Source organism: Streptomyces sp. NPDC059917 (assembly GCF_042730635.1).
GTDB lineage: Bacteria > Actinomycetota > Actinomycetes > Streptomycetales > Streptomycetaceae > Streptomyces.
In genome coordinates this window covers 1-26356 of sequence record NZ_JBHWLC010000013.1, presented here as the reverse complement: position 1 = coordinate 26356, position 26356 = coordinate 1, and the positions used below count along the sequence as shown (strand labels likewise).

At 72.4% G+C, this 26356-nt stretch carries 26 protein-coding genes; 12 read left to right on the top strand and 14 right to left on the bottom strand.

Annotated elements, in window-relative coordinates:
- Window positions 1-10 precede the first annotated feature (10 nt).
- The 4 genes from ACFWAR_RS10375 to ACFWAR_RS10360 all read right to left on the bottom strand — a co-directional run bounded on the left by ACFWAR_RS10375 (window position 11) and on the right by ACFWAR_RS10360 (window position 4905).
- Window positions 11-889 carry a prephenate dehydrogenase gene (locus ACFWAR_RS10375; RefSeq protein ID WP_354379796.1) on the bottom strand — a complete coding sequence of 293 codons (879 nt, stop codon included), beginning with the start codon at window positions 887-889 and terminating at the stop codon, window positions 11-13.
- Entirely contained in the window at window positions 886-3093 is a 2208-nt protein-coding gene (pabB, locus tag ACFWAR_RS10370; RefSeq protein WP_385775165.1) for an aminodeoxychorismate synthase component I, read from the bottom strand. The genes ACFWAR_RS10375 and pabB overlap by 4 nt, the downstream gene beginning before the upstream one ends.
- On the bottom strand, window positions 3090-3386 hold the full coding sequence (locus ACFWAR_RS10365; protein ID WP_385775163.1) for a chorismate mutase family protein: 297 nt from the start codon (window positions 3384-3386) through the stop codon (window positions 3090-3092). The genes pabB and ACFWAR_RS10365 overlap by 4 nt, the downstream gene beginning before the upstream one ends.
- A gap of 235 nt (window positions 3387-3621) precedes the next feature.
- Window positions 3622-4905 (bottom strand): MFS transporter, encoded by a 1284-nt coding sequence (locus ACFWAR_RS10360; protein ID WP_385775161.1) that lies wholly within the window; start codon window positions 4903-4905, stop codon window positions 3622-3624.
- A gap of 98 nt (window positions 4906-5003) precedes the next feature.
- On the opposite strand from ACFWAR_RS10360, the gene ACFWAR_RS10355 reads away from it, so the two are divergent.
- Window positions 5004-5930 (top strand): LysR family transcriptional regulator, encoded by a 927-nt coding sequence (locus ACFWAR_RS10355; protein WP_385775159.1) that lies wholly within the window; start codon window positions 5004-5006, stop codon window positions 5928-5930.
- A 16-nt stretch (window positions 5931-5946) separates the two neighbouring features.
- Here the strand turns inward: ACFWAR_RS10355 and ACFWAR_RS10350 are convergent, their stop codons facing one another.
- The gene (locus tag ACFWAR_RS10350) at window positions 5947-6972 is read right to left on the bottom strand and encodes a LuxR C-terminal-related transcriptional regulator (protein WP_385775157.1); all 1026 of its coding nucleotides are present in this window, start codon (window positions 6970-6972) and stop codon (window positions 5947-5949) included.
- A gap of 190 nt (window positions 6973-7162) precedes the next feature.
- On the opposite strand from ACFWAR_RS10350, the gene ACFWAR_RS10345 reads away from it, so the two are divergent.
- Window positions 7163-8272: an acetyl-CoA carboxylase biotin carboxylase subunit family protein gene (locus tag ACFWAR_RS10345; RefSeq protein ID WP_385775155.1), complete on the top strand. Its 1110-nt coding sequence runs from the start codon at window positions 7163-7165 to the stop codon at window positions 8270-8272.
- A gap of 130 nt (window positions 8273-8402) precedes the next feature.
- On the opposite strand, the gene ACFWAR_RS10340 is transcribed toward ACFWAR_RS10345, so the two are convergent.
- Window positions 8403-9122 carry an alpha/beta hydrolase gene (locus ACFWAR_RS10340; protein WP_385775153.1) on the bottom strand — a complete coding sequence of 240 codons (720 nt, stop codon included), beginning with the start codon at window positions 9120-9122 and terminating at the stop codon, window positions 8403-8405.
- A gap of 114 nt (window positions 9123-9236) precedes the next feature.
- On the opposite strand from ACFWAR_RS10340, the gene ACFWAR_RS10335 reads away from it, so the two are divergent.
- The 3 genes from ACFWAR_RS10335 (at window position 9237) to ACFWAR_RS10325 (ending at window position 11719) form a co-directional block, all read left to right on the top strand.
- Entirely contained in the window at window positions 9237-10385 is a 1149-nt protein-coding gene (locus ACFWAR_RS10335) for an adenosine deaminase (RefSeq protein WP_385775151.1), read from the top strand.
- Between the two features lie 139 nt (window positions 10386-10524).
- The gene (locus ACFWAR_RS10330; RefSeq protein WP_385775149.1) at window positions 10525-10806 is read left to right on the top strand and encodes a hypothetical protein; all 282 of its coding nucleotides are present in this window, start codon (window positions 10525-10527) and stop codon (window positions 10804-10806) included.
- A gap of 148 nt (window positions 10807-10954) precedes the next feature.
- The gene (locus tag ACFWAR_RS10325) at window positions 10955-11719 is read left to right on the top strand and encodes a hypothetical protein (protein ID WP_385775147.1); all 765 of its coding nucleotides are present in this window, start codon (window positions 10955-10957) and stop codon (window positions 11717-11719) included.
- A 6-nt stretch (window positions 11720-11725) separates the two neighbouring features.
- On the opposite strand, the gene ACFWAR_RS10320 is transcribed toward ACFWAR_RS10325, so the two are convergent.
- The 4 genes from ACFWAR_RS10320 to ACFWAR_RS10305 all read right to left on the bottom strand — a co-directional run bounded on the left by ACFWAR_RS10320 (window position 11726) and on the right by ACFWAR_RS10305 (window position 14703).
- On the bottom strand, window positions 11726-11932 hold the full coding sequence (locus ACFWAR_RS10320) for a PspC domain-containing protein (RefSeq protein ID WP_385775145.1): 207 nt from the start codon (window positions 11930-11932) through the stop codon (window positions 11726-11728).
- A gap of 37 nt (window positions 11933-11969) precedes the next feature.
- The gene (locus ACFWAR_RS10315; protein ID WP_385775143.1) at window positions 11970-12578 is read right to left on the bottom strand and encodes a VanZ family protein; all 609 of its coding nucleotides are present in this window, start codon (window positions 12576-12578) and stop codon (window positions 11970-11972) included.
- A 43-nt stretch (window positions 12579-12621) separates the two neighbouring features.
- Entirely contained in the window at window positions 12622-13230 is a 609-nt protein-coding gene (locus ACFWAR_RS10310) for a PH domain-containing protein (protein ID WP_385775141.1), read from the bottom strand.
- A gap of 987 nt (window positions 13231-14217) precedes the next feature.
- Window positions 14218-14703 carry a hypothetical protein gene (locus ACFWAR_RS10305; RefSeq protein ID WP_385775139.1) on the bottom strand — a complete coding sequence of 162 codons (486 nt, stop codon included), beginning with the start codon at window positions 14701-14703 and terminating at the stop codon, window positions 14218-14220.
- Window positions 14704-14980: 277 nt separating this feature from the next.
- On the opposite strand from ACFWAR_RS10305, the gene deoC reads away from it, so the two are divergent.
- From deoC to ACFWAR_RS10290, 3 genes are read left to right on the top strand one after another with little or no spacing between them, the layout of a single operon-like run.
- Window positions 14981-15943, top strand: coding sequence for a deoxyribose-phosphate aldolase (gene deoC / locus ACFWAR_RS10300; RefSeq protein ID WP_354379776.1), 963 nt, complete (start codon window positions 14981-14983; stop codon window positions 15941-15943).
- A gap of 5 nt (window positions 15944-15948) precedes the next feature.
- Window positions 15949-17385: an aldehyde dehydrogenase family protein gene (locus ACFWAR_RS10295; RefSeq protein ID WP_385775137.1), complete on the top strand. Its 1437-nt coding sequence runs from the start codon at window positions 15949-15951 to the stop codon at window positions 17383-17385.
- Window positions 17378-18277: an aldehyde dehydrogenase family protein gene (locus ACFWAR_RS10290; RefSeq protein ID WP_385775135.1), complete on the top strand. Its 900-nt coding sequence runs from the start codon at window positions 17378-17380 to the stop codon at window positions 18275-18277. Before ACFWAR_RS10295 ends, ACFWAR_RS10290 begins: the two co-directional genes overlap by 8 nt.
- 145 nt (window positions 18278-18422) lie before the next feature.
- On the opposite strand, the gene ACFWAR_RS10285 is transcribed toward ACFWAR_RS10290, so the two are convergent.
- Window positions 18423-18773 carry a hypothetical protein gene (locus ACFWAR_RS10285; protein WP_385775133.1) on the bottom strand — a complete coding sequence of 117 codons (351 nt, stop codon included), beginning with the start codon at window positions 18771-18773 and terminating at the stop codon, window positions 18423-18425.
- 65 nt (window positions 18774-18838) lie between these two features.
- Between ACFWAR_RS10285 and ACFWAR_RS10280 the strand changes: the two genes are divergently transcribed.
- Window positions 18839-19546: a uridine kinase gene (locus ACFWAR_RS10280; protein ID WP_385775364.1), complete on the top strand. Its 708-nt coding sequence runs from the start codon at window positions 18839-18841 to the stop codon at window positions 19544-19546.
- Window positions 19547-19758: 212 nt separating this feature from the next.
- On the opposite strand, the gene ACFWAR_RS10275 is transcribed toward ACFWAR_RS10280, so the two are convergent.
- The gene (locus tag ACFWAR_RS10275; RefSeq protein WP_385775131.1) at window positions 19759-20466 is read right to left on the bottom strand and encodes a SigE family RNA polymerase sigma factor; all 708 of its coding nucleotides are present in this window, start codon (window positions 20464-20466) and stop codon (window positions 19759-19761) included.
- Window positions 20467-20660: 194 nt separating this feature from the next.
- Here ACFWAR_RS10275 and afsQ1 point away from each other — a divergent pair, with 194 nt between their 5' ends.
- Genes afsQ1 through ACFWAR_RS10260 form a run of 3 tightly spaced genes read left to right on the top strand, consistent with a single transcriptional unit; the run spans window position 20661 to window position 23526 of the window.
- Entirely contained in the window at window positions 20661-21338 is a 678-nt protein-coding gene (gene afsQ1 / locus ACFWAR_RS10270) for a two-component system response regulator AfsQ1 (RefSeq protein ID WP_283460500.1), read from the top strand.
- Window positions 21335-22843 carry a sensor histidine kinase gene (locus ACFWAR_RS10265; RefSeq protein WP_385775130.1) on the top strand — a complete coding sequence of 503 codons (1509 nt, stop codon included), beginning with the start codon at window positions 21335-21337 and terminating at the stop codon, window positions 22841-22843. The genes afsQ1 and ACFWAR_RS10265 overlap by 4 nt, the downstream gene beginning before the upstream one ends.
- A complete protein-coding gene (locus ACFWAR_RS10260; protein WP_385775129.1) occupies window positions 22840-23526 on the top strand; it encodes a hypothetical protein in 687 nt (228 codons plus the stop codon). Before ACFWAR_RS10265 ends, ACFWAR_RS10260 begins: the two co-directional genes overlap by 4 nt.
- Window positions 23527-23640: 114 nt before the next feature.
- On the opposite strand, the gene ACFWAR_RS10255 is transcribed toward ACFWAR_RS10260, so the two are convergent.
- On the bottom strand, window positions 23641-25296 hold the full coding sequence (locus ACFWAR_RS10255) for a phospho-sugar mutase (protein WP_385775128.1): 1656 nt from the start codon (window positions 25294-25296) through the stop codon (window positions 23641-23643).
- 49 nt (window positions 25297-25345) lie between these two features.
- Window positions 25346-26152 (bottom strand): purine-nucleoside phosphorylase, encoded by an 807-nt coding sequence (locus tag ACFWAR_RS10250; protein ID WP_330332264.1) that lies wholly within the window; start codon window positions 26150-26152, stop codon window positions 25346-25348.
- Window positions 26153-26356 lie beyond the last annotated feature (204 nt).

The window sequence follows — 26356 nt, the reverse complement described above, 5'->3', positions numbered from 1 at the left end:
CGGTCCGGGATCAGACCGAGGCGAAGATCCGCGCGCAGAGCTCGCGGTAGTTGTCGAGTTCGGCGCCGAGGGCGCCGCGGACCGTGGCCATCAGGGCCGCGAAGTCGGCCTCGTCCCCGTCCTTGACGGTGTCGGCGAGCCGTCGGGCGGCCTCGGCGAGCGCCGCACGGGCGCCCGCGGCCTGCGGGTTGGCCGCCTGGACGTCCCAGTACACCTCCGGGGTGCCGGAGGAGACGCGGGCGAGCAGCGAGGCCAGGGTCTTGTGCGGGGGCGGGGCGATCCGCCCGACCTCCACGCTGTCGGTGCCGAGCCCGTGCAGGGCCAGCCCGAAGGAGAGCACCGTGGCGTGGGTGAGCGCCTGGGAGACGGCGGTCAGCCGGTCGTGCTCGACCGCGTCGACCCGGACGACCCGGGCCCCCCAGGACTCGACCAGGCCCAGCAGTTCGGTGGTGAGCGGCCCGTCGTAGGTCACCGACGCGGCCACCACCCGGCCCTCGAAGCCGAGGGCCGGGGCGAACATGGGGTTCAGGCCGAGGCCCTCCACCCCGTCGAGGTGGGCGCTCAGTTCCTCGGCGACGCGCTGCTTCACCGAGAGCGTGTCGACCAGCAGGGTGCCCGGCCGCATCGCGGCCGCCACCCCCTTGATCGAGGCGAGCGCCACCGGCTCCGGCACCGCCAGCATCACCACGTCGGCGAGCCGCAGCTCCTTCTCCAACGCCGGTGAGATGTCGGTGATGTCCCCGTGGATGCGCCGGGCGCCGCCCGCCGCCGGTTCCCCGGCACCCGCCGGGTCCACCACGCAGATCATGATCCCGCTGCCGAAGAGCTTCTCGGTGAAGAGCCGACCGACCGCCCCCTGCCCGCCGACGATGACCGCGCGGCGGATCACGCCGCGCTCCCGGACGACCGCGGCGTCACGGAGGCCGCGGGCAGTGCGGGGGTCACCAGCACGGTGGGCGCCGCGACCGGGTGCAGCGCGGTGCCCACCACGGCCTGGACCATGGCACGGGACTTCACGACCGTCTCCTCGAACTCCTCGTCGGCGTCCGAGAGCGCGATGACCGCGCCGCCGACACCGAAGGTGACCCGGTCCTCGGTCGCCACCAGGGTGCGGATGACGATGTTCAGGTCGGCGGCCCCGGAGAGCGCGAACCAGCCGAGCGAACCGGAGTACACCCCGCGGGCGCCCTCCTCCAGCCGGTCGATGATCTCCATCGTGCGCACCTTGGGCGCGCCCGTCATCGAACCGCCGGGGAAGGCGGCGCGCACCGCGGTGACCGCGGACTCGCCCTCGCGCAGCGTGCCGCGCACGGTGGAGACCAGCTGGTGCACCGGGGCGTACGTCTCCACGTGGAACAGCTTGGGCACGTGGACCGAGCCCACCTCGGCGACGATGTTGAGGTCGTTGCGGATCAGGTCCACGATCATCAGGTTCTCGGCCTGGTCCTTCTCGTTGCCGAGCAGGTCCTGGCGCAGCGCCTCGTCCTCGGCCGGGGTGGCCCCGCGCGGCCGGGTGCCCTTGATCGGCTTGGACTCCGCGGTGCGGTCGGTGCCGATGGTCATGAACCGCTCGGGCGAGCCGCTCAGCACCGACACCCCGGGGAAGTCGAGGAGCGCGCCGTAGGGGACCGGGCTGATCCGGCGCAGCGCCGCGTAGGTCTCCAAGGGGTCGATGCGCGCCTTGACGGCGACCTGGTTGGTCAGGCACACCTCGTAGCTCTCGCCGTCGTGGATCTCCTGGTGGATCTCGGCGATCCGCTCCAGGTAACCGGCCCGGTCGTGCCGCATCCGGATGATGTCGGCGAGCGCCGGGTCGGTCATCCCGGTGGTGGCGAAGCTGCGCGGCGCGGCGGCGCCCGCGGCCCCGGCGGGAGCCGGCCCCAGCGCCATCAGGCGGGCGCCCGTACGCTCCAGCCAGTCGGCCGCGTCGGCCTCGGTGGCGCCGCCGCGGGTCAGCGCGAGCAGGTAGGTGGCGCCCTCGGCGTGGTCGAAGGCGACCATGCGGTCCGCGAACAGGAGCGCCGCGTCGGGGGTGTCGGCCTTGTGGGCCCCGTGGCCGCCGGTGTCCGCCTTCAGCTCGTAGCCGAGGTAGCCGACGTAACCGAGGTTGAACTCGAAGGGCAGCCCTTCGGGGACCTCGATGTGCCGACCCGCCAGCTGCTTCTCCAAGTAGTCGAAGACGCTCTCCTCGACGAGCTCGTCGCGCCCGTCCCGGCGCTGGACCCGGACGGTGTGCTCCAGCACCTGGTAGGTGAGGTACTCGGCGAGGGGGCCGGTGCCGTCGCCCATGAAGGAGAAGCGCGAGAGGCCCTCGGTGACGTTGCTGCTGTCCAGCCAGAAGCCGTGGTCGTTGCCGGCGAACAGCTCCCGGTACGCCTCCTCGGTGTCGGGCAGCATCGCGACCTTGCGGACCTGCACGGCGTACGGGGCCGCTGCCGCGGTCGCGTCCGCGGTGCGGCGCGCGCCCTCGGCCAGGGCCAGGTCGCGGAAGTTCGCCAGGAGTTCGCGCCCGTACCCGCTGCTGATCGACTCGGGGTGGAACTGCACCCCCCAGACGGGCAGGGTGCGGTGGCGCACGGCCATCACGACGCCGTCCTCGGTCCAGGCGGTCGGCTCCAGCTCCTCGGGCAGCCGGATCGCGGCCAGCGAGTGGTAGCGCACCACCGGATAGGGGGAGGGGATGCCCGCGAAGATCTCCCCGCCGATGTGGGTGATCTCGGAGACCCGGCCGTGCATGGGCTGCGGCGCGTGGCCGACCTCGCCGCCGAAGAGGTGGCAGATGCCCTGGTGGCCCAGGCACACCCCGAGGACGGGCAGGCCGCCCTCCAGGATGGCGCGGGCGCTGATGCCGAAGTCGCGGGCGCGCTCGGGGCGGCCGGGGCCGGGGGAGATGACGATCGCGTCGTAGTCGTCCATCGACAGCGTCGACCACTCGGTCTCGTTGGTGACGACGACCGGCGGGAGGCCGTTCACCTCGCCCAGCAACTGGTAGAGGTTGTAGGTGAACGAATCGTGATTGTCGATCAACAGGGTCCGCAGGGGCCGCGCGCCCTGCGGGATCCGCGGGGTCTGCGGGGCGTGTGCAGTGCTCATGATCCGATCACCAAGTCCTCGACCCGGCAGGTCTCCTCGATCACCAGGTCATAGAGTGCGCGCAGGAAGTCCCGGTCGATTCCGTGAGCGGTCCCGAAGGCCGCGGCACGTTCCTGGACCAGCCCGATGCGGTGCGGCTGCATCATGGGAATGCCCTGGTCCTTCTTCACGAGGGCGATCTCGACACATACGCCGATGCGCGCCTTCAAGTCCTCAAGGAGCCGCTCGTCGATCCGGTCGAGCTTCGAGCGCAACTCGTCTATTCCGGCGGTGGCTTGCGCCGTGCCCGTCATGAACTACCTCCCGGTCGGTCCCGTCACGGATATCGCTTCATGCACAGCAGCGTGACGCGCCGGGAGGGTGCGGTGAAAGGGAAGCCAAGCCTCAGGTCTGCGCACTGCGCATGAGTGAACGTTCCTGCCCAGCCCCCCGAACAGCCCCCCGGAACACGCCGAAGGCCCCCCGGGACAGCGGGGGGCCTTCGGTGGGGGAGCCCCGGCCGGACGGGGGCCGGGCGGGGCGGGCGGGTCAGCGGGCGACTGCCGCCAGGTGCATGCTGCGGCGCTCGGCGCGGGCCGCGTGGGACCCGTACAGGGTGATCGACACGACGCCCGCCACGGCCAGCAGGGCGAGCCCGACCGTCGCCGTCCAGCCCCCCGAGTGGTAGGCCAGCGCGCCGAGCGTGCCGCCCGCGCTGCTGCCCAGGTAGTACGCCGACTGGTACAGCGCGGAGGCCTGCGCGCGGCCCGTCCGCGCGGTCCGGCTCACCGCGGACGAGGCCACGGCGTGCCCGGCGAAGAAGCCCGCCGTGATCAGCACCAGCCCCGCCAGGATCGCGGGCAGCGCGTCGGACAGCGACAGCAGCAGCCCGAGCGCCGTCGTGGTCACGGCGAGGTAGAGCGCGCCCCGGCGCCCGGTGCGGGCCACCAGCTGACCGGCGGCCGCCGAGGAGACCGTGCCCACCAGGTACACCAGGAAGATCGACCCGATCACGCCCTGCCCCAGCGAGAACGGCTCCTCCACCAGGCGGTAGCCGATCACCGTGTACACCGCCCCGAAGACGGTCATGAACAGCGCGCCGATCCCGTACAGCCGCAGCAGCAACGGATCCCGCAGGTGCCCGGCGACGGTACGTCCGACCGCCCGCGGGTTCAGCGACGCCGGGCGGAAGAACCGCGCCCGGGGCAGCAGCACCAGGAAGGCCACCGCGCAGGCCAGCGACAGCACGGCGACGGTGAGCAGCCCGGCGCGCCAGCCCCAGGCCTGCGCCGCCCACCCGGTGACCAGCCGGCCGCTCATCCCGCCGATGGAGTTGCCCGCGACGAACAGGCCGATCGCCCCGACCAGCGCCTTCGGCCGGACCTCCTCGGCCAGGTAGGCCATCGCCGAGGCGGGGATGCCCGCGATCGCCGCGCCCTGCACCGCGCGCAGGACCACCAGCCACTCCAGGTTCGGGGCGAAGGGCACCAGCAGGGCGACCGCGACGGCGATCACCATCGACCAGGTCATCATCCGGGTCCGCCCGAAACGCTCGGACAGCGCGCTCAGCGGCAGGACGAACAGCGCGAGCGCGCCGGTGGCCGCGGACACCGTCCAGCTGGCCTGACCCGCCGTCACCCCGAAGCCGTCGGAGATCGCGGGCAGCAGCGCCTGGGTGGAGTAGAGGAGGGCGAAGGTCGCGAGACCGGCGGCGAAGAGCGCGAGGCTCATCCGGCGGTAGCCGGGGCGGCCGGGGGAGCGGGGCTCCGGAGCGGGGAACGGCAGGGCGGAGGCGGCCACGGTGGTGGACGCCCCGGTATGAGCGGGAGGCATACCTCGAAAATAGGCCCCTGCTTTTTATGCGTCCAATGCGTGGAATCGCCATAATCGATTCATCCACGCATGAGTGCAGCTCAGGGGAGCGCCTGTCAATGACTCGTTACGAAGAAGACATGAGCGTGACAAGTTCGCTGGCCCCGCGCCTCGCGTACTTCGTCGCCGTCGCCCGGCACGAACACGTCACCCGCGCCGCCCAGGAACTCGGCGTGCCGCAACCCACCCTCTCGCGGGCGATCGTCCGCCTCGAACGGGACCTGGGAGTCACCCTGTTCGCCCGCAAGGGCCGCACCGTCGCCCTCACCACCGCCGGCCGCACCTTCCTCGCCTCCGCCGAGCAGGCCCTCGACGGCATCGCCCGCGCCGCCGCCTCCCTCCAGCGCGACGCCGACCCCGAGGCCGGCAAGGTCGCCTTCGGCTTCCTGCACACCCTCGGCCCCGAAACCGTCCCCGGGCTCATCCGCGCCTTCCGCGCCGACCACCCCAAGGTCCGCTTCTCCCTCGTGCAGAACTACGGCGAGGCCATGCTGGAGCGGCTGCGCGCCGGCGAGCTCGACCTCTGCCTGACCTCCCCGCTGCCGGACGCCCCCGATCTGGTCGCCCGCCGCCTGGACGAACAGCGGCTGCGCCTGGTCGTCCCGGACGACCACCGGCTCGCCGGCCGCAAGCGGATCCGGCTCGCGGAAGCCGCCGAGGAAACCTTCGTCACCCTGGAATCCGGCTACGGGCTGCGCCGGATCACCGACGACCTCTGCGCCGAGGCGGGCTTCACCCCCCGGGTCGCCTTCGAGGGCGAAGAGGCAGAGACCTTGCGCGGCCTGGTCGCCGCGGGACTCGGCGTGGCCCTCCTGCCGCCGCCCGCCGTACCCCGCCCCGGCGTCGTCGAACTGACCGTCACCGCTCCGCGCGCGGTCCGCGAGATCGGCCTCGCCTGGCTCGACGGCCACCCCGACACCCCGCCGGTGGCCGAGTTCAAGCGCTTCCTGCTCTCGCGCCGCGGCCGCCTGATCCCCGAACTCTGAGACCCCCGCCCGAGAGCTACCCCTCCCCTGCCCCCTTCTCGGCGTTGACACCGGCCAACAGGTACCCCGCGTGGAAGCGGGACTTCGCCCCCACCGCCCGCATCACCTCCGCGATGTGGCGTTGGCACGTCCGCTCCGACATGCCCAGGCGCCGCGCGATGACCTTGTCCTCCAGACCCTCCGCCAGCATCCGCACGATCGTCCGCCGCAGCTCGTCCGACAGCGACCGCGCCTGGTCCGGGCTCACGCTCGACGCGAAGGGCTCCGCCTCCACCCAGGACCGCTCGAACGCCTCCGTCATGAAGTGCACGACCGCCGGTTCGCGCACCAGCAGCGCCGCCCCGGCGATGTCCGGGACCGCCATCAGCGCCGTGCGCCCGTCGATCACGATCATCCGCATCAGCCCGTCCCCCAGGGTGCGGACCTGCGCCCCGCGCGCCGTCATCCGGTCGACGTACGCCGCGGTCGGCCGGGAGTAGCGCGCCGTGTGCTGGTAGAGCGTGCGCATCCGCACCCCGCGCGCCAGCACCGACTCGTCCCGCCCGATCGCCTCCTCCAAGGCGTCCGCCGGACGGCCCCCGCCCGGCTGCGAGGTCAGCACCTCCCGCTCGCAGGAGGCGACCAGCTCCGTGATCAAACCCCGTACGGCGCCCAGGTCGGTCACCAGCTCCAGCGGGGCCAGCCCGCCCAGGTCCCGCCGGGCGGCCCCGGCCTCGTACTCCGGCACCAGCGCGTCCAGCCGCCTGCGCACGGTCTCCATCTCGTCGTGCGTCTCGCGCACCCGCAGCGCCAGCGGGGCCAGTGCCCGCGCCACCGCGGCCCGCGGGGACACCGCGCTCCACCGCTCGGCGCCGTCGCCGGCCGCTCCCGCCGGGGCCGGCTGGAGCAACTGCGCGGCCGCCAGTTCCGTGATGGCGGCCGCGGCCCGGGCGCCCAGCGCCCCGGTCGCCTCGGCCGCGCCGAAGGCGTGCCGCTCGACGGCGTACGCGTACAGGCGCCGGGCGGCCGGACTCAGGTCGGCCGTTTCGTCATCGGCAGGCATAGGCATATTCGTCCCGGAATCTGCTGGGTTGTAAACCCCTCGGGTTCTCGCACGGCACCAAGACGAGGCGTGGCCACCGCCCCGCGGCATATGCCGAACCGGCACAGTGGACCCACGGCAGCGGCCCTCCGGGGGGAGGCGCGAGCCGGACCCGGGGGTGGACACGGTGCAGAGCGAGAGCCCCAGACCCGTGGCCATCCTGCTGAGTCCGCGCCCGGCCGTGATAGCCGCCGCCCGCCGAGCGGGTGCGCGCCCCGTGGTGGTCGCGCCGGTCGCGTCCGTACCGTCCGTCCGAGAGGGGGCGGAACGGCCGGTACGGACGGACTGGCGCGACCACCGGGCGCTGACCGGGGAACTCGCCCGGCTGGCCGCGGTCCGCGACGGCCGGGCCGCCGTCTTCGGCTTCGACGCCGCCAGCGCGCTCGCGGCCGCCCGCGCCAACGAGGCGCTGGGCCTGCCCGGCACCCCCAGCGGCGCGGTCACGGCCCTCATGGACAAGGCCGCCCTGCGCGCCCGCACCAACACCCTGCTGCACCCCGGCCACCCCGTCTCCTTCGCCCGCTGCGGCCGCGCCGACCTGCTCCCCTTCATCGCCGACCTCATCGGCTACCCGTGCGTGGTCAAACCGCGCGCGGGCGCCGACGGGGAGGGCGTGCGGGGGCTGACCGGCCCCGCGGACGCGCGTGCCGCCGCCCGCGCCTACCCCGAAATCACCGACCTGCTCGTGGAGGAGTTCCTCGAAGGCCCCGAGCTCACGGTCGAAGCGCTCTCCCGGGGCGGCCGCCACCGCGTCCTCGGCTGGACCCACCGGCTGCCCGGCCCCCGGCTCACCACCGCGGGCCACCAGCTCCCGGTACCCCTGGACCCCCGCCCGGCCGCGTCCGTACGGGCCCTCGTGCGCCGGGTCCTGGACCTGGTCCGGCACCGGGACGGCCCCTCCCACACCGAGGTCATCCTCACCGCCCGCGGCCCCCGCCTGGTCGAGGCCCACGCCCGCCCGGGCGTCCTGGAGCCCGACCTGCTGCGCCTGGCCACCGGCATCGACGTCCTGGCCCTCGCGGTCGCCGCCTGCCTCGACCTCCCGGCCCCACCCCTGCACCCCCGCGCGACCCACGCGGGGGTCCGCTACGTCGACTTCCCCCCGACCCCGTCCCGCCCCACCGCCCTGGCCGCGGCCCGCGCCGTCCCGGGCGTCCTACGCGTCCACCTCTCCCACCCCCACCCCTACATCCTGGCCACGGCCCCCACCGCCACCGCCCTCACCACCACCTTGACCCGAGCCACCTCCCTCCTGCGCTGAGATGGCACATCGATCACCGACGAGGCCGCATCGTCCAGCCCATTCCAGCCCCGCCGGCGTTTGAGGCGCGGGGTCCGGGGCGGAGCCCCGGGAACGACGCCGCACCGCACCGCCCCCACGGGAGCCACCGTCACCCCCGCAACGACCGCCCGAAGCCGGAACCCAACGGCATGCGCAACCCCAACGGCGGCGGAGCCGCCAACGCATCCGTCACCGGCCGCGAATACCGCCCCGAACACACCGTCCCGAGGACGAAGTCCACGGTCAGCGCGACCACTTCCCCCTGGTGCTCCCGCAGCCCGTGCCCGTCCGAGTGCACCTCGAAGCGACACGTGGCCCGGTTCGCCTTCTTCGCCCGCGTCGCCAGCCGGAACGACGACTCCGGGTCGCTGCGCGCGTCGTTGGTGCCGTGCACGATCAGGACCTGCCGCCCCGACAGCTGTTTCACCGGTTCCGGCTCCGCCCCCGCCACCGCCTCCGGCAGACAAGGCGCCAGCGCCACCACGCAGTTGACGGCCTCGTGCCCGGCCGCCGCCAGCGCCGCCCGGCCGCCCGCGTCGTAGCCGACGAGGCACACGGGCACGTCGCCGTAGCGCCGTAACGCCTCTTCCACGGCCCACCGCGCGGCTTCCTCGCGCCCGTCCACGCCGTGCTGGACGGTGTGCGTGACCAGCCCTTGCGTCCCGCCCCCGCGGGCCAGCGCCCGCGCGAGCGGCCGCAGCGGACCGGGGAAGAACCTGGACGCTCCGGGAAGCAGGAGCACCACACCATTGACCGTCGAGCCCGAGCCGTTCGCGCCGGCCGCCCGCCCCAGGCGGGCCCCGCGCGCCGGCGGCGCATGCTGTGCCATGGCCGAACAGTCTCAGACTGACAGGTGTACGCCACCCGTCCGCACGGTCACTGTTACGTATCGACCCTGGCCGCCTGCCCCGCGCTCTACGCGCGTAGGAGCTAGAGTGCGCAGATGACGAGCGAGACCCCCAACCTGCCCACCCCAGATCAGATCCGCCGCTCCCCGAAGGTGCTGCTCCACGACCACCTCGACGGTGGACTGCGCCCCGGGACCATCATCGAGCTGGCGCACAAGGTCGGCTACGAGAACCTTCCCGAGACGGACGCCGACAAGCTGGGCGTCTGGTTCCGCGAAGCCGCCGACTCCGGCTCCCTGCCGCGCTACCTGGAGACGTTCGCGCACACCTGCGCCGTCATGCAGACGAAGGAGGCCCTCTTCCGGGTCGCTTCCGAGTGCGCCCAGGACCTGGCCGAGGACGGCGTCGTGTACGCCGAGATCCGTTACGCCCCCGAGCAGCACCTCGAAGCCGGTCTGACCCTCGAAGAGGTCGTCGAGGCGGTCAACGAGGGCTTCCGCGAGGGCGAGCGCCGCGCGCGCACCAACGGCAACCGGATCCGCATCGGCGCGCTGCTCACGGCGATGCGCCACGCGGCCCGCGCGCTGGAGATCGCCGAGCTGGCGAACCGCTACCGCGACAACGGCGTGGTCGGCTTCGACATCGCGGGCGCCGAGGCCGGGTTCCCCCCCACCCGCCACCTCGACGCCTTCGAGTACCTCAAGCGCGAGAACAACCACTTCACCATCCACGCGGGCGAGGCCTTCGGCCTGCCGTCGATCTGGCAGGCCCTGCAGTGGTGCGGCGCGGACCGCCTCGGTCATGGCGTGAAGATCATCGACGACATCGAGGTCGCCGCCGACGGTTCGGTCACGCTGGGCCGGCTGGCCTCGTACGTCCGGGACAAGCGCATCCCCCTGGAGATGTGCCCGACCTCGAACCTGCAGACGGGCGCGGCGCTCTCCTACGCCGAGCACCCGATCGGCCTGCTGCGCAAGCTCCACTTCCGGCTGACGGTCAACACCGACAACCGGCTGATGAGCGGCACGAGCATGAGCCGGGAGTTCGAGCACCTGGTCGACACCTTCGGGTACTCGCTCGACGACATGCAGTGGTTCACGGTCAATGCGATGAAGTCCGCGTTCATTCCTTTCGATGAACGACTGGCGATGATCAACGACGTGATCAAGCCCGGTTATGCGGAGCTGAAGTCGGAGTGGCTGTTCCAGCAGACCGCTTCGACCAGCGGTTCTGTCTCGGCGTAGGCCACGGCTTGACGTACTGAAAGCGCCCGGGAGGAGCAATTCCCGGGCGCTTTCTCATATTTAAGGATGTTTGCAGGAGGGGGTTTGAAGTGACTAGTTTGCGGAGCCGCTCAATTCCCTGTCGCAAGGACGATTCTTCATGAAGCAGTCAGCTGCCAAGACCCTCGGTGTCGCCGTCATCGGTGCCGCGTTCGCCGCGGCCGCCGCCGGCACCGCCTCCGCCGCCGTTCCCGCGATCGGCGTCACCGACGCGCTCAGCACCGTGACCGGCGCCACCCAGGGCCTCACCAGCCAGCAGAAGGTCGCCCCCGGCGAGGAGGGCCAGTCCCAGTCGAGCGACCCGGCGGAGGCCCTCAAGCCCGTCACCGGTCTCCTCGGCGGCCTGCCGACCAGCAACCTCCCCGGCGGCCTCGGCGGCTGACCCTCCGTACGCGAAATCGCACACGGATCCGCACGTACACACGCGGGGCGCACACCTCTTCGACGAGGCGTGCGCCCCGCTGTGGCATGTGCCACGATCACCCCGAACTGCCCATCCACGCACGGGGTATGAGGTCGAGGACATGCGCATGAAGGCACGAGCGGTCGCGGTCGCCTCGCTGGCCCCCCTGCTGCTGAGCGCCGCCGTCGGATGCACGTCCGCGGGCGGCCCGGCAGCCGACAAGGGGCCCGACCCGAAGGGTTCCGCGGCGACCGGGGGAGCCTCCGGCGCCCCCGGTTCCGCAAGCGCGCCCGCGGGAGCCTCCACCGCGCCGCGCACCGGCACCGTGCTGGAGAAGTCCGCCCTGGAACAGGGCGACCTCGTCGGCTACCAGATCTCCGCGCAGGGCAAGAACCCCAACGCCCCCGACGGCCAGCCGCAGGCCGACAAGAAGGCCTGCCAGCCCCTCGCCGACGTCATGGGCGACAAGCCGGACCCGGCCGCGCGCGAGACGGTGAACCGGGGCGTCGGCTCCCAGACCCAGGCGGGCCTCGCCATCTCGGACTCGGTCAGCTCCTACGCCGAGAGCGACGCGAAGCAGCTCATGGCCCGGCTCAAGGCGGCCGTCGCCGCCTGCGGCGCGGGCTTCAACGCCACGATCCAGAAGCAGACCGGCAGCTACCGCGAGGTCAAACCCGTCGCCTACCAGGCCGGGGGCGACGACAGCGTGAGCTGGACGGTCGTCGCGGCCGCCCAGGGGGTCTCGGCCCACGTCCACCTGGTCCTCGTACGCCAGGGCTCGACGATCGTGCGACTGATGGCGCTCAACGTCACGGACGCCCAGCGCAAGGCGGAAGTGCCCCACGACCTCACGGACAAGCAGGTCCAGAAGGTCAAGCGGACCGTCCGCTGACGGCGGCTACCAGCTGCCGGAACCGGCGCCGGTCTTCTCGTTCGGCAGGACCACCCACAGGGCCAGGTAGATCAGGAACTGCGGGCCGGGCAGGAGGCAGGAGACGACGAAGATGAGACGCATCGTGTTGGCGGACATCCCGAAGCGTCGCGCCAGACCGGCACAGACTCCGCCGATCCATCGTCCGTCACGGGGGCGGGCAAGGGCGCTCATGGTTTCTCCTTCGTAGGAATCGCTTTCTTGCGATGCCTCAATACTCCCGGTGAATCGCCGACAGGACCTCGGTCCAGGGGCCGATACCGACCCTGGCAACTCTCGGGGTAGGCCCCTGAGAACGCACCGGAGAAGGCTCGGGGGAGTCGGGCCGCGACGCGACCCGCTTCCCGGAGCGCCGCAGCCGGGCGCGCAGCGCCGGTACGACGGCCAGGTGGGCCAGCGCCACGCCCAGCACGTTCAGCAGCACCGAGTCGACGTCGACCACCCGGCCCGGAACCGCGGTCTGGAGCATGCCGATGCTCACGGAGACGAGCACTCCCGCCGCGACGGTCCGGGTCATCGAGGCCCACGCGGCCAGCGGCGACGGCGCGAGCCGCCCGCTGACCAGCGGCAGGAGCACCCCGAGCGGTGCGAGCAGCACCAACGACGAGCCGATCCGCCGCGCCGCCTCCAGCGGCCCGGCGGCCAGGTCGGATCTGATCCCGGCGAAGGGGGTCAGATTGGCGGAGGCGGCCCATGGCACGTCCAGGGGTCGCAGGGTCACCCAGGCGACGAGCAGGAGGTGGGCGGCCAGCAGACCGCCGCCCACGAGCCGGAGCCGGAGTTGAATGGCGGCGCTGCCGCCGGCTTCATGACGCTGCACACCTGCGAAGACGCACCAGCCGGTAGCCGCGGTTCCGGCCGGTTCAGCGTGTGGCGAGGAGCACGATGAGAGCGACCGCTCCGATGACCGCGGGCGCGATGATCTCGTACGACCAACGCACCCGCACGCTGCCCTGCGCCCCGGCGCGCGAAGCGCCGCGCTCGGCCAGCTCCGTCAGCTCGTGCACGGCCTTGTCCGCCCCGGCCTGCACCGCGTCCTTGGCCCCGGCCCCGGCGCCCTGGGCGCGCCCGGCCCGCCGGTTCGCCTTCTTCCGCTCGCGCAGCGAGACCGGAATGGACCACAGCTGGTACTTGTCCCCCTCGGCCAGCGCCTCCGCCGAGAACCCGGCCCGCACCGCGTCCACGGCGGCCCAGGGCAGCTCGATGGTGCGGAAGGGGTTCCGCACGCGCATCCGGTTGTCGTTCGCGAAGACCGCGGGCCGCAGCGTGAACGCGACGATCAGCGGCACCGCACACAACAACACCGCCCCGGCGATCAACGGCGCCGACCCGGCCCCCCGCACCAGCGCGTCCCCGCACAACCAACCGACCAGCGCCAGCATCAGCACGCCGGTCACCATGGCCATGGGGGAGCGATAGACCCGGTCGTCATAGACCGGCTCGTCGGCAGCAGGAGGCACGGGACTCGTCATGCCCCGATTCTGCCGCACGCCGCGCCCCGCGGCTCCGCCGCGGCGGGGGGTGGGGGCTTGGCGGGGGTGGGCGCGGCTTCGCCGCGTTGGGCGGGGGCTTCGCGTGTCCGGGGTCGGGGAGGGTCCGGGGGCTGCCCGCCAGTTCCACTGTCTCTCCGCGCCGGGGCGACCTGTCAAGGGCGCTCCCTACGGTCGCGTCGCTGCGCGATGGCCTGCGGCCACCCTTGACAGGCCACCCCGTCACGGAAAGCCAAGAACTGTCGGGAAGCCCCCGAAGGAAGGGCAGGGGGGACATAGACCATCGCCCAGGGTTCCGGGCGATGGGGCGGGGGCTCTGGGTGCGGCCTCTGCCGCGCCCTCCGGGCGTACAAGCGACAAGCGCGCCCTCAGATCGCTACGCGCTTCTCCGAGGGCGGCGTCTGCGGGCTCTTTGTGGTGGGAACTCGGCGAGGGCGAGCATGGGGCCGGTCTGATGCCGTCCGCCCCTCGAATGCACACTCCAAATGCCAACAAAAGGGGCAAACTGGGGAGGTTTGGAGGGGTGTTGAGTCCCCATCGTCACCAGACCCGTCTCCTGCTCGGTTGAGCCGAGCTGCTGGCCCTCCCGCACCGCCCACCAGCCCCGCACAGCCCGCAGACGCCTCTCTCGGAGAAGCGCGTAGCGATCTGAGGGCGTGTCTGTGGCTTGTACGCCCGAAGGGCGCGGTAGAGGCTGCACCCAGGGCCCCCGCCCCATCGCCCGGAACCCCGATCGGAGATATCGGTCCCCCCTGCCGTTCCTTCGGGGGCTTCCCGACAGTTCTTGGCTTTCCGGGTCGGGGCGCCCTGTCAAGGGTGGCCGAAGGCCATCGCGTAGCGACGCGACGAAGGAGCGCCCTTGACAGGGTGACCCGGCGCGGAGAGACAGTTGAACTGGCGGGCAGCCCCCGGACCCTCTCCGACCCCGCCCCCGCGAAGCCGCAGGCCAACGCGGCGGAGCCGCGCCGTTCATGCCCCCCGCGGTAGCGGGTAGGAGGTCGTCGAGCCGTCCGCCGGATTCGTGACCGTCAGGGCTGGGGTGGGGGTGTTCGCCTTGGTCAGGGTGAGGTGGAGACCGCTGAGGGTGGCGGTGGGGTGCGCGCGGTCCAGCTTGGCCATCACGCGGACCAAGTAGGGCTCGCCGGGCTTCCAGCGGGGGCCCACGTACCGGATCCAGGCTTCGGGGCCCTCCGCCTTGTTGCGCAGCACCGCGACCAGACCCTCGCCGATGTAGACCGGAGTCCCCTCGTACCGGCCGTCGCCCGACACGCTGACCGCACCCGCACCCGCACCCGTACCCGCACCCGCAATCACGCCCGCACCAACACCACCAACACCACCAACACCCCCGCCCCCACCCGCCGCCGAAGCTCCCGCTGCGGGAGCGAGCAGGGCTGCGGTCAGGGCTCCGGCCAGGGCGGCCGTGGCGAGGGAGGTGCGGAGGGGGTGGCGCATGACGACTCCTCGGGCAGTTGGAGCGGTCGGGCGGTGTGGACGCCCGGACCGCGTGGAGCGCAACGACAGCGTCCGCCCGAGGGCCCCTTCCCGCAACCGCCCGCACGGTGCGTAGCCGCCCCCTGCCCTCCGCGTAGTCATCCGCATAGCCATCCACCCAGCCATCCACGGATCCCTCCGCCCCCGAGAGGTCTCCGCCCCCTCAGACCGATATCGGGTGGTTATGGGGGAGGGGGTGACAGGCCGCTACGCGCGTAGATATGCTCATCTGGTGACCATGCCCACCACACTCCCCGCATTCGCTGACGTGACGACGTCCGACAGCGCGCTGCGCCGCTTCCTGCACGGGCTGCCCGGCGTCGACGCCGTCGGCCTGGAAGCGCGCGCCGCAGCTCTCGGCACCCGTTCGATCAAGACGACGGCCAAGGCGTTCGCCATCGACCTGGCCATCTCGATGATCGACCTGACCACGCTCGAGGGCGCGGACACCCCGGGCAAGGTCCGGGCGCTCTGCGCCAAGGGCGCGAACCCCGACCCGACCGACCGGACCACCCCGCGCACGGCCGCCATCTGCGTCTATCCCGACATGGCCGGGATCGCGCACGAGGCGCTCGCCGGGACCGGGATCAAGGTGGCCTCCGTGGCGACGGCGTTCCCCGCCGGCCGCGCCGCCCTGCCCGTCAAGCTCGCGGACACCCGTGACGCCGTCGCCGCGGGCGCGGACGAGATCGACATGGTCATCGACCGTGGCGCCTTCCTCGCGGGCCGCTACCTCGACACCTTCGAGCTGATCAAGGCCGTCAAGGAAGCCTGCGTCCGCCCCGACGGGACGGCCGCGCGCCTCAAGGTCATCTTCGAGACCGGCGAGCTGTCGACGTACGACAACATCCGCCGCGCCTCCTGGATCGGCATGATGGCCGGCGCCGACTTCATCAAGACCTCCACCGGCAAGGTGGGCGTGAACGCCACCCCCGCCAACACGCTGCTGATGCTGGAGGCCGTACGCGACTTCCGCGCGCAGACCGGCGTGCAGATCGGCGTGAAGCCCGCGGGCGGCATCCGCACGACCAAGGACGCGCTCAAGTTCCTGGTCCTGGTCAACGAGACCGTGGGCGAGGACTGGCTGGACAACCACTGGTTCCGCTTCGGCGCCTCCAGCCTGCTCAACGACCTGTTGATGCAGCGCCAGAAGCTGAGCACCGGCCGTTACTCCGGTCCCGACTACGTGACGGTGGACTGATCACCATGGCATCCCTTTTCGAGTACGCACCGGCTCCCGAGTCCCGCTCGGTCGTCGACATCGCGCCGTCCTACGGCCTCTTCATCGACGGAGAGTTCACCGACGCCGCCGACGGCAAGGTCTTCAAGACCATCTCGCCGAGCACCGAGGAAGTGCTGGCCGAGGTCGCCCAGGCGGGCGCCGCCGATGTCGACCGCGCCGTGAAGGCCGCCCGCAAGGCCTTCGAGAAGTGGTCCGCGCTGCCCGGCTCGGAGCGCGCCAAGTACCTCTTCCGGATCGCCCGGATCATCCAGGAGCGCAGCCGCGAGCTGGCCGTCCTGGAGACCCTGGACAACGGCAAGCCGATCAAGGAGACCCGCGACGCGGACCTCCCGCTGGTCGCCGCGCACTTCTTCTACTACGCGGGCTGGGCCGACAAGCTCGACCACGCGGGCTACGGCGCGAACCCGCGTCCGCTCGGCGTGGCCGGCCAGGTCATCCCGTGGAACTTCCCGCTGCTCATGCTGGCGTGGAAGATCGCCCCGGCGCTGGCGACCGGTAACACCGTCGTCCTGAAGCCCGCGGAGACGACCCCGCTCTCGGCCCTGTTCTTCGCGGACATCTGCCGCCAGGCGGGCCTGCCCAAGGGCGTCGTCAACATCCTCACCGGTTACGGCGACGCGGGCGCGGCCCTCGTCGAGCACCCGGACGTCAACAAGGTCGCCTTCACCGGCTCCACCGCCGTCGGCAAGGCCATCGCGCGCCAGGTCGCCGGTACGGACAAGAAGGTCACCCTGGAGCTGGGCGGCAAGGGCGCCAACATCGTCTTCGACGACGCCCCCATCGACCAGGCCGTCGAGGGCATCGTCACCGGCATCTTCTTCAACCAGGGCCAGGTCTGCTGCGCGGGCTCGCGCCTGCTGGTCCAGGAGTCGATCCAGGACGAGCTGCTCGACGCGCTCAAGCGCCGCCTGTCGACGCTGCGCCTCGGCGACCCGCTGGACAAGAACACCGACATCGGCGCGATCAACTCCGCGGCCCAGCTGGCCCGGATCACCGCGCTCGCCGAGAGCGGCGAGGCCGAGGGCGCCGAGCGCTGGTCCCCGGCGTGCGAGCTGCCGTCCGCCGGTTACTGGTTCGCCCCGACGCTGTTCACCAACGTCACCCAGGCGCACACCATCGCCCGCGACGAGATCTTCGGCCCGGTCCTGTCGGTGCTGTCGTTCCGTACCCCGGACGAGGCGGTCGCCAAGGCGAACAACAGCCAGTACGGCCTCTCGGCCGGCATCTGGACGGAGAAGGGCTCCCGCATCCTCGCGGTCGCGAACAAGCTCCGCGCGGGTGTCGTCTGGGCCAACACGTTCAACAAGTTCGACCCGACCTCGCCCTTCGGCGGCTACAAGGAGTCGGGCTTCGGCCGCGAAGGTGGCCGTCACGGCCTGGAGGGTTACCTCGATGTCTGAGTCGTCGTCGGCGCGTCTGAGCGTCTTCAAGACCTACAAGCTGTACGTCGGGGGGAAGTTCCCCCGCTCCGAGAGCGGCCGGGTGTACGAGGTGTCGGACTCCAAGGGCAAGTGGCTGGCCAACGCTCCGCTGTCCTCCCGCAAGGACGCCCGTGACGCGGTCGTCGCCGCCCGCAAGGCGTTCGGCGGCTGGTCGGGCGCGACCGCCTACAACCGGGGCCAGATCCTCTACCGCGTCGCCGAGATGCTGGAGGGCCGCAAGGACCAGTTCGTCCGCGAGGTCGGCGAGGCCGAGGGGCTGTCGAAGTCCAAGGCGGCCGCCGTCGTGGACGCGGCCATCGACCGCTGGGTCTGGTACGCGGGCTGGACCGACAAGATCGCGCAGCTCGTGGGCGGGGCGAACCCGGTCGCGGGGCCGTTCTTCAACCTCTCCACCCCGGAGCCGACGGGCGTCGTCACCGTGCTCGCCCCGCAGGACTCGTCCTTCCTGGGCCTGGTCTCGGTGATCGCCCCGGCGATCGCGACGGGCAACACCGTCGTCGTGATCGCGAGCGAGAAGGCCCCGCTGCCGGCGCTCTCCCTGGGCGAGGTGCTGGCCACCTCCGACCTGCCCGGCGGAGTGGTCAACGTCCTGTCCGGCAAGGCCGCCGAGATGGGTCCGCACCTGGCCTCGCACCAGGACGTCAACGCGATCGACCTGGCGGGCGCCGACGAGGCGCTGGCCACGGAGCTGGAGATCGCGGCCGCGGACAACCTCAAGCGCGTGCTGCGCCGGTCGTCCTCGGACGACTGGACCGCGGACCCGGGGACGAAGCGGATGACCGCCTTCCTGGAGACGAAGACGGTCTGGCACCCCACGGGTTCGCTGGGCGCCTCCGGCTCGGCCTACTAGCCCCCGCGACGCCCCCAAGACGCCCTACGACGCCCCGCGAGCCCCCAACGGGGCCCGCCGGGGCCGTACGGGCCCTCGAAACCGGCCCCGACAGCGACCCCCGTGCTGTCGGGGCCTTCGCGTGTCCGGGCGGGCGGCTCCGCGCCTACTTCACCGCGCCCGGGAGCAGCGGTCCCAGCAGCGAGGCGGCCGCCGCGGTGGGGAGTTCGCCGACCTTGGCGCCCTTGGTCACGCTGTCGGTGACCATGTTCGTGCCGACCGCCGGGAAGTCCGCGACCTGCGTGGCGATTCCGTTGTTCAGCGGGTCCACACCGGTGTTGGCGAGCGGGTTGACCTGCAGGTTTTTGATCGGATTGGCGACCCCGGCCAGCGCGGCCGGAACGTCCAGCTCACCCGCCTGGGCCCCGCCGGTGGCCAGGGCGAGGGCCGCACCGGCCATCGTGAGGGTGAGCCCTGCGCTGCGCAGGGCCGACGAGGAGGCTGCGTGACGTGCCATGGATGTCCACCTGAGGTCGGGTCTGTGGTCGTAGTCGCGTGCGCACGCAGCGTAGTTGAAGTGTGATCCTGGATACCAACCGGCCACCGGGAGGACCCCCTGCGCGGGTTAATGGTTCACAATTGTGTTCCGTGAGCTGCTCCTCCCCCTCCCCGACCCGAGTCGTCCTGCTGACCGGTCCGTCGGGCTCCGGAAAATCCTCGCTGGCCGCGCGCTCGGGGCTGCCCGTGCTGCGTCTCGACGACTTCTACAAAGAGGGCGACGACCCCAGCCTGCCGCTGGTCGAGGGCAGCTCCGACATCGACTGGGACTCGCCCCTGTCGTGGGACGCGGACGCGGCCGTCGCGGCCGTCGCGGAGCTGTGCGCGGGCGGTCGTACCGAAGTGCCGGTCTACGACATCTCCACCAGCTCGCGGACCGGGGCCGAGGCCCTGGACATAGCGCGCACCCCGCTGTTCATCGCGGAGGGCATCTTCGCCGCGGACATCGTGGCGCGGTGTCAGGAGCTGGGGCTGCTGGCCGACGCGATCTGCCTGCGCGGCCGACCCTCGACCACCTTCCGGCGGCGCCTCGCGCGCGATCTGCGGGAGGGCCGCAAGTCGGTGCCGTTCCTGCTGCGCCGGGGCTGGCGGCTGATGCGGGCCGAGCGCGGGATCGTCGCGCGGCACACCGCGCTGGGCGCGCACGCCTGTGCCCGTGACGAGGCCCTCGGTCGTCTGGCCGCCGCGGCGGCCGGGCGCCACCGCACGACGCGCCCCACCGCAGCGGCGTAACGACGCAGTCGGCGCGACGAGAACGAGCGCCACGAGAACGAGCACGATAAAGAGAACGAGCGCCACAAGAACGAGCACGACAAAAGACGAGCGGGATCACGCGGACCCCCGGCCGCCTGATCCCGCTCGTCCCCCCTCCATGGCCACCGTCCCACCCCCGTAGGACGGCCCCCCGGCCGTGTGGTCTTTACGTGGCGTCGCGCCACCGGCGCCTACGCCACCAGCTCCTCGAAGGACTCCGCCTCGTCGGCGCCGAAGCTCAGGGCCTGGTCCTCGCGCAGGCGGCGCAGCGAGCGCCAGATGCTCGACTTGACCGTGCCGACGCTGATGTCCAGGATCTCGGCGATCTCCGGGTCCGTGCGGCCCTCGTAGTAGCGCAGCACCAGCATCGTGCGCTGCGGCTCCGGGAGCCGGGTCAGGGCCTGCCACAGGACCGCGCGCAGCTCCGTGCCGCGCATCGCGTCCGTGTCGGAGGCCGTCTCCGGCAGTTCCTCGGTCGGGTACTCGTTCAGCTTCCGGCGGCGCCAGGCGCTGATGTGCAGGTTGGTCATGGTGCGGCGCAGGTAGCCGCCGACGGCCGCCTTGTCGCTGATCCGGTCCCAGGCGCGGTAGGTGGAGAAGAGCGCGCTCTGGAGCAGGTCCTCCGCCTCGTGGCGGTCACCGGTGAGGTGGAAGGCGGTCGCGTAGAGCGAGGCCCGGCGGGCTTCGACGTACGCCGTGAACTCGGCTTCCGCCGAAACGGACGGTGCGGGTGCGGCCGCGGGGGCCACGGAGGGGGCGGTGTAGGTCTGTGCGTCGATGGCTACCGTGTGCGCCGGCCGCTGTCGGGCGACGGTGACCGGACGGACACCCGCCCGTCGGTTCACATCGTGCAGCCGCGTGACAACCGCGCTGGTCGTGGTGCCGTACAGCGTGTTCATCTCGCGCCCCCCGTCGTGGAGTGTGTCTGCTTCGGTTCTTCGTCCTGTGCGTTGGTAGAAGCCTGCCCCGGTCAGATAACCGGGGTGTCCTTCGACTGTCACAGGCCTGTCACAGGCACCTGTGAAGGAGCTCCCGGGCGCGGTCCGCCGCACGACGGTCGTACGCCCGACGGTCGATGGGACAGAATGAGCCCGTGCCTTTCCTGTTGCTGATCGAGGACGACGACGCCATCCGCACGGCCCTCGAACTCTCCCTGTCACGCCAGGGCCACCGTGTGGCCACCGCGGCGACGGGTGAGGACGGCCTGAAACTGCTGCGCGAGCAGCGGCCGGATCTGATCGTGCTGGATGTGATGCTGCCCGGGATCGACGGTTTCGAGGTGTGCCGCCGGATCCGGCGCACCGACCAGCTGCCGATCATCCTGCTGACCGCGCGCAACGACGACATCGATGTCGTCGTCGGCCTGGAGTCGGGGGCCGACGACTACGTCGTCAAACCCGTCCAGGGCCGGGTGCTCGACGCCCGGATCCGGGCCGTGCTGCGCCGCGGCGAGCGCGAGGCCACCGATTCGGCGGTCTTCGGTTCGCTGGTGATCGACCGCGCCGCCATGACCGTGACCAAGAACGGCGAGGACCTCCAGCTCACGCCGACCGAGCTGCGGCTGCTGCTGGAGCTGAGTCGGCGGCCCGGTCAGGCGCTCTCGCGCCAGCAGCTGCTGCGCCTGGTCTGGGAGCACGACTACCTCGGCGACTCGCGCCTGGTCGACGCGTGCGTCCAGCGGCTGCGCGCCAAGGTGGAGGAGATCCCCTCCTCGCCGACGCTCATCCGTACCGTGCGCGGCGTCGGCTACCGCCTGGACTCCCCGCAGTGATCGGTGCTGCGGCGAAGGCGCTCGCGCGACGGCGTTGGACGAGCCTGCGCCTGCGGCTGCTCCTGGTCTTCGCGCTGGTCGCGCTGACGGCGGCGGTCTCGGCTTCGGGGATCGCGTACTGGCTCAACCGCGAGGCGGTCCTCACGCGCACCCAGGACGCGGCGCTCGGCGACTTCCGGCAGGAGATGCAGAACCGGGCGGCGGCGCTGCCCGCCGACCCGTCGCAGGAGGAGCTGCAGCGCACCGCCGAGTTGATGGCGGGCAGCAGCCCCGGCTACAGCGTGCTGCTGGTGCGCGAGGGCAAGGACGGGCGCAGGGTCTTCGGGACGGCGGGTCCCGATTCCTTCGGGCTGGACGACGTACCCAGGTCCCTGCAACAGGCCGTCAACGACCGGCAGAAGACCACCTCGGCCAACAGCGCCGAGTACCACATGTACTGGCAGCGCACGAAGCCGCGCGGCAACCCGTACCTGGTCGGCGGGACGCGGATCGTGGGCGGCGGGCCGACCGGCTACATGTACAAGTCGCTCGCCCAGGAGCGGGACGACCTGAACGCGCTCGCCTGGTCCCTGTGCATCGCGACCGGGCTCGCGCTGCTGGGCTCCGCGCTGCTCGCGCAGGCCGCTGCCCGTACGGTGCTCAAGCCCGTGCAGCGGCTCGGCGACGCGGCGCGCAAGCTCGGCGAGGGCGAGCTGCACACGCGGCTGGAGGTGTCCGGGACGGACGAACTGGCCGATCTGTCGCACACCTTCAACAAGACGGCCGAGGCGCTGGAGAAGAAGGTCGCCGACATGAGCGCGCGGGAGGAGTCGAGCCGGCGCTTCGTCGCCGACATGTCCCATGAACTGCGCACGCCGCTCACGGCGTTGACGGCGGTGGCCGAGGTGCTCGAAGAGGAGGCCGACACGCTCGACCCGATGATCGCTCCGGCGGTCGGGCTGGTCGTGAGCGAGACCCGCCGGCTCAACGACCTGGTCGAGAACCTGATGGAGGTCACCCGCTTCGACGCGGGAACGGCCCGGTTGGTGCTCGACGACGTCGACGTCGCCGACCAGGTCACCGCCTGCATCGACGCGCGGGCCTGGCTGGACGCGGTCGAACTGGACGCGGAGCGCGGCATCGTGGCGCGCCTCGACCCGCGCCGCCTCGACGTGATCCTCGCGAACCTGATCGGCAACGCCCTCAAGCACGGCGGCTCGCCGGTGCGCGTCTCGGTGCGGGTCTCCGATCCCGAGGAGGACGCCGAGGGCGTGTCGTGGCTGGTCATCGAGGTCAAGGACAACGGGCCCGGGATCCCCGAGGAGGTGCTGCCGCACGTCTTCGACCGCTTCTACAAGGCGAGCGCCTCGCGGCCGCGGTCGGACGGCAGCGGGCTGGGCCTGTCGATCGCGGTGGAGAACGCCCACATCCAGGGCGGTGAGATCACCGCCGCCAACGGGGAGGGCGGCGGTGCGGTGTTCACGCTGAAGCTGCCGGTGGACCTGGGCGGCGGGGCGGGCGGATGAGCCAGACGAGCCGGCCGAGCCGGACGAACCAGATGGGCCGGATGAACCGCATGAGGCGGATGCGCAACGGGCTGCTCTTCGGCGCGGCCGCCGCGGGATTGTTGGCCGGTACGGTCGGCTGCGGCATTCGGGCCACGACGGTCCCGGTCGACGTCGGGGCGGCGCCCTCGCGGGTGTCCTGCGACACGCCCGCCCAGCCGGGCGCGGACCCGCAGGGGTTCCGGGCCACTGTTCAACTGCTGTGCGGATCGCAGTTGGTGGGCGTGGAACGGGTGGTGCCGCTGCCGGAGAAGAGCACGGCGCGCGATCCGCTGACCCTGGTCGCCCAGGCGCTCCTGGAGGCGCTGGAGCGGCCGACGTCGGGGCAGGAGGCGGACGCGGGGTTCAGCACCGGCGTGCCGCAGAACCTCTCGGCCGGCGCGCCGCGGCCCGGTGACCCCAAGGGCACGCTGCGGCTGAGCCGCAAGCCGGAGGACCTGACCCCGATCGCCCTGTCCCAGATCGTCTGCACGCTGGCGGGCAACGAAGCGGCGGGACTGAGCCCCGGCGCCGTCACCCTGGGCGGCCCGGACGTGGACCCGCCGCGCGCCTGGGAATGCACGGACGCGGTCCGCGCCCGCCCGGAGTCGATCGCCACCCTGGGCGAAATCGTCCGCCAGTCCCCGTCCCCGACCCCTTCCTGACGCCCCGCCCGACCCCGCCCATGAGCGCCTTCGTGCGGTCCCGGATGCGCCACCGGCCCCCCGGGCGTGGGCTCGGGGGGCCGGTGGTGTGGCGGGTTCGGGGTGCGGGTCGGGCTAAATGCCCGCAGCCTGGGCCAGGTCCTTCTTGATCGCGTCCAGGACTTCCTGGCCGCGGGTGCGGGCCGGGGTCAGGTCCGGGGCGTCCGCGACCGGGACGACGACCTCCAGGTAGCACTTGAGCTTGGGCTCGGTGCCGGAGGGGCGGACGATCACCCGGGCCTTGTAGGCGCCGTCCAGGTAGTAGCGCAGGCCGTCGGTGGGCGGCAGCGACGCCGTGCCCTCGTTCAGGTCCTCCGCCGAGACCACGCGCAGGCCCGCCAGCGAGGCCGGCGGGTTCGCGCGCAGCGCCGCCATCGCCGAGGCGATGATCGAGAGGTCCTCGACGCGGACCGACAGCTGGTCGGTGGCGTGCAGGCCGTGGGCCATCGCCAGGTCGTCCAGGAGGTCGCTCAGGGTGCGGCCCTGCTCCTTGAGGACCGAGGCCAGCTCGGCCACCAGCAGGGCCGCGGTCACGCCGTCCTTGTCGCGGACGCCCTCGGGGTCCACGCAGTAGCCGAGCGCTTCCTCGTACCCGTAGCGCAGGCCCTCGACCCGGGCGATCCACTTGAAGCCCGTCAGGGTCTCCTCGTAGCCGACGCCGGCCGCCTCCGCGATCCGGCCCAGCAGGGAGGACGAGACGATCGACTCCGCGAAGGTGCCGCGGGCGCCCTTGGCCACCAGGTGCGCCGCCAGCAGCGCGCCGACCTCGTCGCCGCGCAGCATCCGCCAGCCCGACGCCGAGGCGTCGTCCGGGACGGCCACGGCGCAGCGGTCCGCGTCCGGGTCGTTGGCGATCACGATGTCGGGCCGGACCTCGGCGGCCGTGGCGAAGGACAGGTCCATCGCCCCGGGCTCCTCCGGGTTGGGGAAGGCCACCGTCGGGAAGGCCGGGTCCGGCTCGGCCTGTTCGGCGACGAGCACCGGCGCGGGGAAGCCGTGCCGGGCGAAGGCCGCCATCACGACGTCCTTGCCGACGCCGTGCATGGCCGTGTAGACGGTCCGCACGGTCCTGGGCGTCCCGGGGGTCAGGACCGCGTCCGTACGCGCCAGGTAGGCCTCCAGGACCTCGTCGCCGAGGTCCTCCCAGCCGCTCTCCGGACGGGGTACGTCGGCCAGCGCGCCGATCGCGTCGATCCGCGCGGCGATCTCCGTGTCCGCGGGGGACACGATCTGCGAGCCGTCGCCGAGGTAGACCTTGTAGCCGTTGTCCCGGGGAGGGTTGTGGCTCGCGGTCACCTCGACGCCGGCGACGGCGCCCAGGTGCCTTATGGCGTAGGCGAGGACCGGCGTCGGCAGCGGGCGGGGCAGGACGGCCGCGCGCAGACCGGCGCCGGTCATCACGGCGGCGGTGTCCCGCGCGAAGTCCGCCGACTTGTAGCGCGCGTCGTAGCCGACGACCACCAGGCCGCCCGCGTGTCCCTGCGCCTTGAGGTAGGCCGCGAGGCCCGCCGCGGCGCGGATGACCACGTTGCGGTTCATCCGCATCGGGCCCGCGCCCAGCTCGCCGCGGAGCCCGGCCGTGCCGAACTGGAGCAGGCCGGAGAACCGGTCCGCCAGCTCGTCCAGATCCCGCTTCTCGATGAGCTGGGCCAGCTCCTCGGCGGTCTCCGGGTCCGGGTCCTCCGCCAGCCAGGCCTGCGCCCGGGCGATCAGGTCGTCCTGTTCCTGCACTGCTTCCGCCTTACCTCTCGTGACCTCACGTACCGCCGGTTCGGATGGCTCAGATCCGGGCGAGGACCTGGGTGAGCAGCTGACCCATGCGGGCGGCCGAGTCGCGGCCGGCCTGCAGGACCTCTTCGTGGTTGAGAGGCTCGCCCGACAGGCCCGCCGCCAGGTTGGTGACCAGGGAGATGCCCAGGACCTCCGCGCCGGCCTCACGGGCCGCGATGGCCTCCAGCACGGTGGACATGCCGACCAGGTCCGCGCCCATGACGCGGATCATGTTGATCTCGGCCGGGGTCTCGTAGTGCGGGCCGGGGAACTGGACGTAGACGCCCTCTTCCAGCGACGGGTCGATCTCCTTGCACATCGCGCGCAGGCGCGGCGAGTACAGGTCGGTCAGGTCCACGAAGTTCGCGCCGATGATGGGCGAGGTGGCCGTCAGGTTGAGGTGGTCGCTGATCAGGACCGGCTGGCCGGGGCGCATGCCCGGGCGCAGGCCGCCGCAGCCGTTGGTGAGGACGATGGTCTTGCAGCCGGCGGCGACGGCGGTACGGACGCCGTGCGCGACGGCGGCGACGCCGCGGCCCTCGTAGTAGTGGGTCCGGCCGAGGAAGAGCAGCGCGCGCTTGTCGCCGATCTTGTACGAGCGGATCTTGCCGCCGTGGCCTTCGACGGCGGGCGGGGGGAAGCCCGGGAGTTCGGTGACCGGGAATTCGGCCTCGGGAGCGCCGAGCGCTTCGGCGGCGGGCGCCCAGCCGGAGCCCATGACGAGGGCTACGTCGTGGGTTTCGGCGCCGGTCAGCTCACGCAGACGCGCGGCCGCGGCGTCGGCGGCGGCGTGGGGATCGGTAACAGATGCGTTCACGCGGACGAGCGTAACCGCTCTGCCCCTACGCGCGTAGATGGCACAGCTCACGGTGTTCGGATCGTTGCTTTGTCGTTTCCGACCAAATGTCCCGGAGCGGGGGGCGGGGGCGGGGGCGCGGGCGCCCCCCGGGGGGGGGGGGGGGCCAAGGGGCCCGGGGGGCGGACAAAACACAGTGGGGGGGGCGCGCCCCCGGGAGAGGGG

Excerpts from the sequence above, each read along its gene's own strand:
- ACFWAR_RS10330 (WP_385775149.1), top strand. The coding sequence starts at position 10,525 with ATGAAGCAGTCAGCTGCCAAGACCCTCGGTGTCGCCGTCATCGGTGCC.
- ACFWAR_RS10360 (WP_385775161.1), bottom strand. The coding sequence starts at position 4,905 with ATGCCTCCCGCTCATACCGGGGCGTCCACCACCGTGGCCGCCTCCGCC.
- pabB (WP_385775165.1), bottom strand. The coding sequence starts at position 3,093 with ATGAGCACTGCACACGCCCCGCAGACCCCGCGGATCCCGCAGGGCGCG.
- ACFWAR_RS10260 (WP_385775129.1), top strand. The coding sequence starts at position 22,840 with ATGAGCCAGACGAGCCGGCCGAGCCGGACGAACCAGATGGGCCGGATG.
- ACFWAR_RS10365 (WP_385775163.1), bottom strand. The coding sequence starts at position 3,386 with ATGACGGGCACGGCGCAAGCCACCGCCGGAATAGACGAGTTGCGCTCG.
- deoC (WP_354379776.1), top strand. The coding sequence starts at position 14,981 with ATGCCCACCACACTCCCCGCATTCGCTGACGTGACGACGTCCGACAGC.
- ACFWAR_RS10355 (WP_385775159.1), top strand. The coding sequence starts at position 5,004 with ATGACTCGTTACGAAGAAGACATGAGCGTGACAAGTTCGCTGGCCCCG.
- ACFWAR_RS10275 (WP_385775131.1), bottom strand. The coding sequence starts at position 20,466 with ATGAACACGCTGTACGGCACCACGACCAGCGCGGTTGTCACGCGGCTG.
- ACFWAR_RS10325 (WP_385775147.1), top strand. The coding sequence starts at position 10,955 with ATGAAGGCACGAGCGGTCGCGGTCGCCTCGCTGGCCCCCCTGCTGCTG.
- ACFWAR_RS10305 (WP_385775139.1), bottom strand. The coding sequence starts at position 14,703 with ATGCGCCACCCCCTCCGCACCTCCCTCGCCACGGCCGCCCTGGCCGGA.
- ACFWAR_RS10285 (WP_385775133.1), bottom strand. The coding sequence starts at position 18,773 with ATGGCACGTCACGCAGCCTCCTCGTCGGCCCTGCGCAGCGCAGGGCTC.
- ACFWAR_RS10335 (WP_385775151.1), top strand. The coding sequence starts at position 9,237 with ATGACGAGCGAGACCCCCAACCTGCCCACCCCAGATCAGATCCGCCGC.
- ACFWAR_RS10290 (WP_385775135.1), top strand. The coding sequence starts at position 17,378 with ATGTCTGAGTCGTCGTCGGCGCGTCTGAGCGTCTTCAAGACCTACAAG.
- ACFWAR_RS10350 (WP_385775157.1), bottom strand. The coding sequence starts at position 6,972 with ATGCCTGCCGATGACGAAACGGCCGACCTGAGTCCGGCCGCCCGGCGC.
- ACFWAR_RS10340 (WP_385775153.1), bottom strand. The coding sequence starts at position 9,122 with ATGGCACAGCATGCGCCGCCGGCGCGCGGGGCCCGCCTGGGGCGGGCG.
- ACFWAR_RS10295 (WP_385775137.1), top strand. The coding sequence starts at position 15,949 with ATGGCATCCCTTTTCGAGTACGCACCGGCTCCCGAGTCCCGCTCGGTC.
- ACFWAR_RS10320 (WP_385775145.1), bottom strand. The coding sequence starts at position 11,932 with ATGAGCGCCCTTGCCCGCCCCCGTGACGGACGATGGATCGGCGGAGTC.
- ACFWAR_RS10310 (WP_385775141.1), bottom strand. The coding sequence starts at position 13,230 with ATGACGAGTCCCGTGCCTCCTGCTGCCGACGAGCCGGTCTATGACGAC.